This window comes from Dietzia sp. B19 (assembly GCF_014145155.1).
GTDB classification, from domain to species: domain Bacteria; phylum Actinomycetota; class Actinomycetes; order Mycobacteriales; family Mycobacteriaceae; genus Dietzia; species Dietzia natronolimnaea.
On record NZ_JAALED010000191.1, the window covers coordinates 1 to 7,769 of the forward strand.

At 70.5% G+C, this 7,769-nt stretch carries 6 protein-coding genes and 1 pseudogene; 4 read left to right on the plus strand and 3 right to left on the minus strand.

Annotated elements, in window-relative coordinates:
* Positions 1-191 precede the first annotated feature (191 nt).
* From G6020_RS06535 to G6020_RS06545, 3 genes are all read right to left on the minus strand, one after another.
* The gene (locus G6020_RS06535) at positions 192-1,250 is read right to left on the minus strand and encodes an NAD(P)-dependent alcohol dehydrogenase (RefSeq protein ID WP_182610066.1); all 1,059 of its coding nucleotides are present in this window, start codon (positions 1,248-1,250) and stop codon (positions 192-194) included.
* Positions 1,251-1,395: 145 nt separating this feature from the next.
* On the minus strand, positions 1,396-2,169 hold the full coding sequence (locus G6020_RS06540) for an SDR family NAD(P)-dependent oxidoreductase (RefSeq protein ID WP_182610067.1): 774 nt from the start codon (positions 2,167-2,169) through the stop codon (positions 1,396-1,398).
* Complete coding sequence (locus G6020_RS06545) at positions 2,166-3,674, minus strand: NAD(P)/FAD-dependent oxidoreductase (protein ID WP_182610068.1); 1,509 nt, start codon at positions 3,672-3,674, stop codon at positions 2,166-2,168. Before G6020_RS06545 ends, G6020_RS06540 begins: the two co-directional genes overlap by 4 nt.
* Positions 3,675-3,764: 90 nt before the next feature.
* Between G6020_RS06545 and G6020_RS06550 the strand changes: the two genes are divergently transcribed.
* The 4 genes and pseudogenes from G6020_RS06550 to G6020_RS06565 all read left to right on the plus strand — a co-directional run.
* Positions 3,765-4,811 (plus strand): AraC family transcriptional regulator, encoded by a 1,047-nt coding sequence (locus G6020_RS06550; RefSeq protein WP_179524095.1) that lies wholly within the window; start codon positions 3,765-3,767, stop codon positions 4,809-4,811.
* Positions 4,812-4,873: 62 nt separating this feature from the next.
* Positions 4,874-6,490: an AMP-binding protein gene (locus tag G6020_RS06555; RefSeq protein WP_182610069.1), complete on the plus strand. Its 1,617-nt coding sequence runs from the start codon at positions 4,874-4,876 to the stop codon at positions 6,488-6,490.
* Positions 6,491-6,503: 13 nt separating this feature from the next.
* The gene (locus G6020_RS06560; protein WP_182610070.1) at positions 6,504-7,499 is read left to right on the plus strand and encodes an LLM class flavin-dependent oxidoreductase; all 996 of its coding nucleotides are present in this window, start codon (positions 6,504-6,506) and stop codon (positions 7,497-7,499) included.
* Between the two features lie 34 nt (positions 7,500-7,533).
* Positions 7,534-7,769: pseudogene (locus G6020_RS06565) on the plus strand (hypothetical protein); the annotation flags it as partial.

Consider the following 7,769-nt stretch of genomic DNA (forward strand, 5'->3'; position numbering starts at 1 on the left):
CGGCGGTGTGCGCGACCCGGAGTTCGGGGCGCCTGACCGGGCTGGCGGACTTCGCCGAGCAGGCGCACCGGTTCCTGGAGGCGCGGGACGAGGACTTCGCGGACCTGCTCGCGCAGGTCGCCCCGCGGTGAGTCAGGCCCGTGAGTCCCCGCCCCGGCGAGTCCCTGCCCGGTGGGTCGGGCCGCCGTGGGTCAGAACGTCTTGGCGTCGATGACGAACCGGTAGTGCACGTCCGACCGGACCACGCGGTCATAGGCCTCGTTGATCTTGTCCGCCGAGATGAGCTCGATCTCGGCGGTGATCCCGTGCTCGGCGCAGAAGTCGAGCATCTCCTGGGTCTCGGGGATACCGCCGATCATGGACCCGGTCAGGATCTTGCGCCCGGCGGCGACGGACCCGGCCCGCACCGACATCGGCTCGGTCGGGATCCCGATGTTGACCAGCGCCCCGCGCGGCTTGAGCGTGGCGAGGAACCGGTCCAGCGGCAGGTTCGCGGACACCGTGTTGAGGATGACGTCGAAGGTGCCGCGCAGTTCCCGGAGCGTGGCCTTGCCCTCGTCGCCGGCGGTCGCGTAGTGCTCGACGGCGCCGTACCGCAGCGAGTCGTCCCGCTTGGAGGTGGTCTGAGACAGGACCGTCACCTCGGCGCCCATCGCCACCGCGAGCTTGACACCGACGTGCCCGAGCCCGCCCATGCCGAGCACGGCGACCTTGGTGCCCGGGCCGACGTTCCACTGCCGCAGCGGCGAGAACATGGTGATCCCCGCGCACAGCAGCGGCGCCGCCGCGGCCGGGTCGAGTCCGTCCGGAACGGACACCACCATGGGCTCCTCGACCACGATGTGGGTCGAGTACCCGCCCTGGGTGACGGGCCCCTCCGGATGGTCCTCGGGCAGCGGTGAGCCGTAGGTCGCCACAGCCCCGCGCTCGCATTCCTGCTCCTGGCCCGCGGTACAGGACGAGCACTCGTGGCAGGCTCCCACCAGGCACCCGACGCCGACGCGATCGCCGACCGTGTACCGGGTGACCTCGGAACCGACCTCCTGGACGATGCCGACGATCTCGTGTCCGGGCGCCACGGGGTAGGCGGTCTGACCCCACTCGCCGCGCACGTGGTGGATGTCGGAGTGACAGATGCCGGCGTACTCGATCTCGATGAGCACGTCGGCCGGCCCGGTGTCCCGACGCCGGATGGTGGTCTTCTCCAGAGGCGCGTCCGGTGCGGTGGCGGCGACGGCGGCGACGTCCATGTGATCTCCCTTGGGTCGAGCGGAACGTGAACTGGCTGTTGATCCCGTGGCCGCCACAGTAGAGGCGATCGTGCCGTCCCCGCTCGTCCGACGAGGTCACGGATGGCCACGGGCGGTGCAGCCGCCTCCCCGGGGGTGACGGCGGTCAACCCCGTCGTTCGACCACGCGGCCGATGAGACGCGTCCCGGCCAGGAAGGGGACGCGGGTGAACCGCTTGGAGTACCAGGTGGCGGTGCTCAGCGCGTCGGGAGTGATGACCAACCGCCGGGCCTGGATGGCCCGCACCGATCGCGCGGCGACCTTCTCCGAGGTCAAGGGGGTCTTGGAGAGGAGCATGCGCGCCGCCTCGTCGGCCTTCGGGTCGTCGCCGGAGAGGGAATCGGCGAGTCCGGACCGGAAGAACAGGGGGCATATGACGGACGCGCTGATGCCGCGGGGGCGAAGCTCGGCATCGAGGGTTTCCGCCAACGCGACCGCCGCCGCCTTGGTCGCGTTGTAGGCGCCCATCTGGGGCGCGTGCACCAGACCTGCGGCGGAGGCGGTGATGACCACCCGGCCGCCTCGCCCGAGCTTCGGGACCAGCGTCTTGCACCCGCGGACCACGCCGAGCAGATTGATGTCCACGATGCGCTGCCAGCTCTCCATCGAGGTGGCGTCCAGCCGCCCGCCGACCGCGATGCCGGCGTTGTTGATGAGGATGTCCAGCGAGTCCACGGCACGCGCGGCGGCGGCCCAGTCGTCGTCGTCGGTCACGTCGAGCCTGCGGTAGCTCCACTGGCCGGAGAGGCCGGTCACGGCGGGTGGGGCCTCGGCGTGCAGGTCGGTCAGGATGACCTCGTCGCCGGCCGCCAGGTACTCGCGGGCGAGCGCCAGACCCAGCCCCGAGGCGGCGCCGGTGATGAAGACGCGGCGGGTCATCGGACGGCCTCCTGCGGGATCTGCGCGTCGAACGCCATGTCGCGACGCTGGTCACCGAAGGTCAGCTCGGGGATCTCGGCGAGGTAGTTCTGTACATATGTCCAGGGACGGTCGGTTCCCTGCCTCGGGAAGCGGTGCACGCCGCGCTGGACATACCCGGCGTCGAGGTCCAGGAGCGGGCGATCGCCCTTCACCTCGGGCGGGATCGGGGCGTAGATTTTCTCCCCGTTCCTCTCGCCCGCGCGCCACAGCTTGACCATGTAGCGGGAGACCATGTCCGCCCGCAGGGTCCAGGAGGCGTTGACGTACCCCACGGTGAAGCTGAAGTTGGGCACGCCGGCGAGCATCATGCCGCGGTAGGTGGTCAGGTCGGCGGGCTCGAGCTCGCGGCCGTCGATGCTCAGGGTTCCGCCGCCGAACGCCTCGAGTTCCAGGCCGGTGGCGGAGACGATGACGTCCGCCTCGAGCTCCACGCCCGAATCCAGGCGGATACCGCGTTCGGTGAAGGTGTCGATGTGTCCGGTCACCACGCGCGCGCCCCGTTGCATCGCCCGGAAGATGTCCCCGTCGGGGGCTTTGCACACCCGCTGGTCCCAGGGCTTGTACGACGGGGTGAAGTGCTCGGCGATCTGCTCTCGGGAGATGTAGCGGCGTTGCAGGAGTCGCAGCCCCTGGGTGAAGGCCCAGGGGAACCGCTGAGCGACGAGATACTGGACCATGTCGCGAGCGCCGTGGGTGAAACGGGCGGCGCGGTAGGCCGGTTGTGCCGGCAGCACGCGTTGCCACACGGCGCTGATGATGTCCTTCTCGGGGAGCGGGGCGACGTAGCTCGGGGTCCGCTGGAGCATCGTGACGTCGGCGCCGAGGTTCTCCAGGGCCGGGACGAGGGTGACGGCGGTGGCTCCGGAACCGATCACGATGAACTTCCGCCCCGCGTAGTCGACGCCTTCGGGCCATAGCTGGGGGTGGATGATCTCGCCGACGAACTCCTGCTCGCCCGGGAAGTCGGGTCGGAAGCCCTGGGAGTGCGAGTAGTAGCCGGACCCGTAGTGGACGCGGCGGGCCCACACCGTGCGCTCGGTGGAGCTCCCGTCCTCCGCCCGGACGCTCGTGACCTTCCACAGGCCCTTCTCGCTCTGCCAGTCCGCGTTCTGTATCCAGGACCCCAGATGCAGGCGTTCGAGGACTCCGCACTCGCGGGCGGTGTCGCGGATGTACTCCTTGATCTCCTCACCCTGCCCGAGGGTCGAGGAGTGCGGCCAGGGGCGGAACGGGAACCCGAACGTGGCCATGTCCGAGTCCGACCGGATCCCCGGGTAGCGGAAGGTGTTCCAGGTGCCGCCCAGGTCGTCCTGTGCGTCGTGGACCTCCCACGACCAGTGGGGGAAGGTGGTGGAGACGTGGTGGGCCAGGTCGATGCCGGAGATGCCGGCGCCGACGATCAGGAGGTCCAGCGGGTTCTCGGGTGCGCCGGCCGGTGGGCGGCGGTCAGCAGAGGCTGTCATACGGAGGACGATAGTCCCGATCCCGCCGAACAAGTTGCCGAAACGCGCCAAGAGGTTGCTCTATCGCGCCATGTGGCGGAGAGTTCTGAGGTGGCATACGTCAGATCTGCAGGCCTGAGGGGCGTCAGGGCGGTGATCGATGCGCTGGGTGGCGACGCCGACGACCTGGCCCGGCGCAGTGGGCTGCCGGGCGGCGCCCTCGACAGCGACGAGATCCTGGTGCAGGATCTCGCGATCGGCTTCCTCCTCGAGACGGCGGCCGTCGAGTTGCGCTGCCCCGACTTCGGCCTGCGGGTGGCGTTGCGTCAGGACCTCGGTCTGCTCGGCCCCGTGGCCGCGGCCATCAGGCACGCCCCGACCACCACCCGGGCGTTGGAGATGACCTCCAAGTACCTGTTCTTCCACGCCCGGTCGCTCGAGATCACGGTCGTCCCGGATCCGGAGGCGGACCCCGGTGTGCTGGGGGTGCGGTTCGGTTACCGGGACGACGCGGCCGCGCTGCCTCCCCAGGCGGTCGACATGGTCCTGCTCTTCCTGCACCGGTCCATGCTCGCCCTCCTCGGGGGGGAGTACGGACTGCTGTCGGTCGAGCTCCCGAACCCGCTCAACACGGTGCCCGCTCGCTACCGGGAGCTGTTCTCCGCCCCGGCGAGACCACTCGCGTCGGCCGCGATGCTCCGCGTCCCCGCCGCGCTCCTCGGCCGGGAGATCACGGGCGGCGACCTGATGGCCCACGAGCTGGCTCTGAGCTATCTGGAACAGCACGGTCCCGCACGGGACCAGACGTACGCCGAGCGGACCAGGACCCTGCTCCTGCGGTCCCTCGACACGGGGACCTCGACCCTCGGCGACGTCGCCGCACTCCTCTCGGTCTCGCCGCGGACCCTGCAGCGGCACCTCACCGGTGAGGGCACGTCCTTCTCCGGGATCCGGGACGAGGTGCGGCGCGATGTGGCCGCCCGATTGTTGGCCACCACCGAGATCCCCCTCTACCAGATCGCCTCGGCCCTGGCCCTCGACGACGTGACGACGTTCAGTCAGTACGCGCGCCGGTGGTGGGGGGTCACGGCCAGGCAGTTCAGGGCCGACAGGAGGGGTCCGGGCGCCGTGGGTCGGCCCGCGATCGAACTTTCCTGACGAGTGTCAGCTGGACTCGCTATGATCCAGATCACACCGCCCCTGCGTCCCCGAGGACCCCCATGGCCGACACCGTTCGCGAACAACTCCGCCGTCACGCCGACTCCGACTCCCCGGCGATCCGCTACGAGGACCTGACCATCTCCTGGCGCGAGTACATCTCGGCCGCCGACCGTCGCGCCGGAGCACTCGACGCGATGCTCGACGACTCCCGACCCCGGCACGTGGGCACGCTCCTGGAGAACACCCCGGAGATGCTCTACGCGCTCGCCGCGGGCGCTCTCGGCGGCGTCGTCATCGCGGGTATCAACGCGACTCGTCGCGGTGAGGGGCTGGCCCGCGACATCAGGCGGGCGGACTGTCAGGTCCTGCTCACCGACTCCCAGCTCGCGCCCCTGCTCGACGGGCTGGACCTGGGCGATGTCAGTGTCATCGACACGGACTCCGACGAGTGGGCGGCCACGGTCGCCGCGTCGGAGCCCCCGGCCGATCCCCCGGTGGCCGATGCCGGCGACCCGTTCATGCTCATCTTCACCTCGGGGACGTCCGGGGACCCGAAAGCGGTACAGGTCGGCAACTTCACGGTCACCATGTCGGGCGAGGCGCTCGCTCCGTCCTTCGAGCTGACCTCCGAGGACGTGCTGTACCTGTCCATGCCGCTGTTCCACTCCAACGCCATCATGAGTGGCTTCTCGCCCGCGATCGCCGTGGGCGCCACCATGGTGCTCGCCCGACGCTTCAGTGCGACCCGCTTCGGCGACGACATCCGCAGGTACGGGGTCACGTACATGAACTACGTGGGGAAACCGCTCGCGTACATTCTCGACATCCCGGCTCGCCCCGACGACGCGGAGACCACCCTGCGCGCGGCCTTCGGGAACGAGGCCGCGGCCAAGGACATCCCCGCGTTCGCCGAGCGGTTCGGCTGCACCGTGCGGGACGCCTACGGCTCCACCGAACTCGCGATCATCGTCGTCCGGACCGAGAACTCGCCGCTCGAGTCCATCGGCGAACCGTTCCCGGGGGTCGCGGTGTACGACCCGGTGACGGTCACCGAGTGTCCCCGCGCGATCTTCGACGACACCGGTGCGGTGGCCAATCTCGACGAGTGTGTGGGCGAGCTGGTCAACACCGAGGGAGCCGGCTTCTTCGCCGGCTACTACAACAACGAGCAGGCCACGTCCGATCGCATGCGGGACGGGATGTACTGGTCCGGCGACCTGGCCTACCGCGACGCGGACGGCAACGTGTACATGGCCGGTCGCAGCGGGGACTGGCTGCGGGTCGACGGGGAGAACATGGCCGCCGGGATCGTCGAGGAGATCCTCCTCCGACATCCCGCGGTCTCCCGGGTGGCGGTGTACGGGCTGCCCGACCCCCGCGGCGTCGGCGACCAGCTCGCCGCGGCCGTGGTGGTCCGGCACGACAGCGAGCTCGAGCCCGCCGGGTTCGAGGAGTTCCTGGCCTCCCAGCCCGATCTCTCTCCCAAGGCGTGGCCGCGCTGGGTCCGGGTCTCCGATGCGCTCCCCACCACGGCGACCAACAAGATCCTCAAGAGAGCCCTGGTCGAGGACGGGGTCGGCGGCACCGCCGGCGGTGCCGACACCTGGTGGGAGCGGGAGGAGCGAGGCACGTCCTATGCGGTCCTCGCCGACTCCCGCGCGGGTACCGCGGTCTGATGGACCGCGCCTGATGGTCTACGTCGTCACCCGCTTCGACTTCCGGGCGCCCGGCGCGGACGCGGCCGAGCGCCGGGACCGCTACCGGGCGGCCCTCGCCATGGCCAGGTACGCGGAGGAGTCGGGCCAGGACGCCGTCAACCTCTCCGAGCACCACGGCTCCGAGGACGACTATCTCCCGTCGCCGCTCATCGCTGCGGCGGCGGTGGCCGCGGTGACCGAGCGGATCCAGATCGCGGTGTGGGCCCTGCTCGCGCCGCTGTACGATCCGGTCCGGCTGGCCGAGGACATCGCGGTCCTCGACCACGTGGCGTCCGGGCGGGTGAGCTTCACCTTCGGGCTCGGCTACCGACCGGTCGAATACGCGATGCACTCCCGGGACTGGAAGGGGCGTGGGGCACGGCTGGAACAGCAGTTGGAGACGATGCTCGCGGCGTGGGCGGGGCAACCGGTCGGCGACGATCCGGTCGACGGTTCGCCTCGGTCGCGCGTGACACCGGGACCATTCTCGGATCCGCACCCGCTGATCTTCCTCGGCGGCGCAGGCGCGGCCGCCCGTCGGGCCGGGCGCCTGGGCATGCATTACCAACCGCAGGTCAACGATCCGGAGCTCGCCGAGTTGTACCGGGCCGAGTGTCGCGCGAACGGGCATGAGCCCGGCCTCGTGGTGACCCCGGTCTCTGGTCCCGCCGCGGTATTCTGCGCGCAGGATCCCGACGAGTTCTGGGAGAGGTACGGCGGGTACCTCCTCGCCGACGCGGAGGCCTACCGTGCCTGGCAGACGGCCTCCGGTCGCAACTCCTTCGTCCACTCCGACGCTCGCTCGGTCGAGGACCTGCGCGCCGAGGGGGTGTACCTGGTGGCCACCCCGGACCAGCTCGTCGAGCGGGTCCGGTCTCGCGAACTGGGCCTGATCGCGGGCCACCCGATGTGCGGCGGGATGCCGATCGACGCCGCGTGGGAGTCGTTGCGACTGCTCGGGGAACGAGTGCTGCCGCACGTTCGGTGAGAACGCCGGGATCGGGGTCCGTAGTCTCGGGCGAATGGGAAACGACACGGCACTCAACGACACGGCACACGCCGTCCGGTACTGGTCCATGCCCGCCGCGTTGGGGGCGATGGGCGCGCTGCACTTCGTGGCGCCCCGACCCTTCGACGGGCTCATCCCGCCGGAACTGCCGGGGAGCGCCCGGGCGTGGACCTACGGGTCCGGCGTCGCTGAGATGGCCGTGGCGGCACTGCTGGCCGTGCCGCGGACACGGGCCCTGGGCGGGGCGGC

Bases quoted from the DNA above. Each gene is read 5' to 3' on its own strand.
- G6020_RS06535 (WP_182610066.1), bottom strand. From the start codon at position 1,250: ATGGACGTCGCCGCCGTCGCCGCCACCGCACCGGACGCGCCTCTGGAG.
- G6020_RS06540 (WP_182610067.1), bottom strand. From the start codon at position 2,169: ATGACCCGCCGCGTCTTCATCACCGGCGCCGCCTCGGGGCTGGGTCTG.
- G6020_RS06545 (WP_182610068.1), bottom strand. From the start codon at position 3,674: ATGACAGCCTCTGCTGACCGCCGCCCACCGGCCGGCGCACCCGAGAAC.
- G6020_RS06555 (WP_182610069.1), top strand. From the start codon at position 4,874: ATGGCCGACACCGTTCGCGAACAACTCCGCCGTCACGCCGACTCCGAC.
- G6020_RS06560 (WP_182610070.1), top strand. From the start codon at position 6,504: ATGGTCTACGTCGTCACCCGCTTCGACTTCCGGGCGCCCGGCGCGGAC.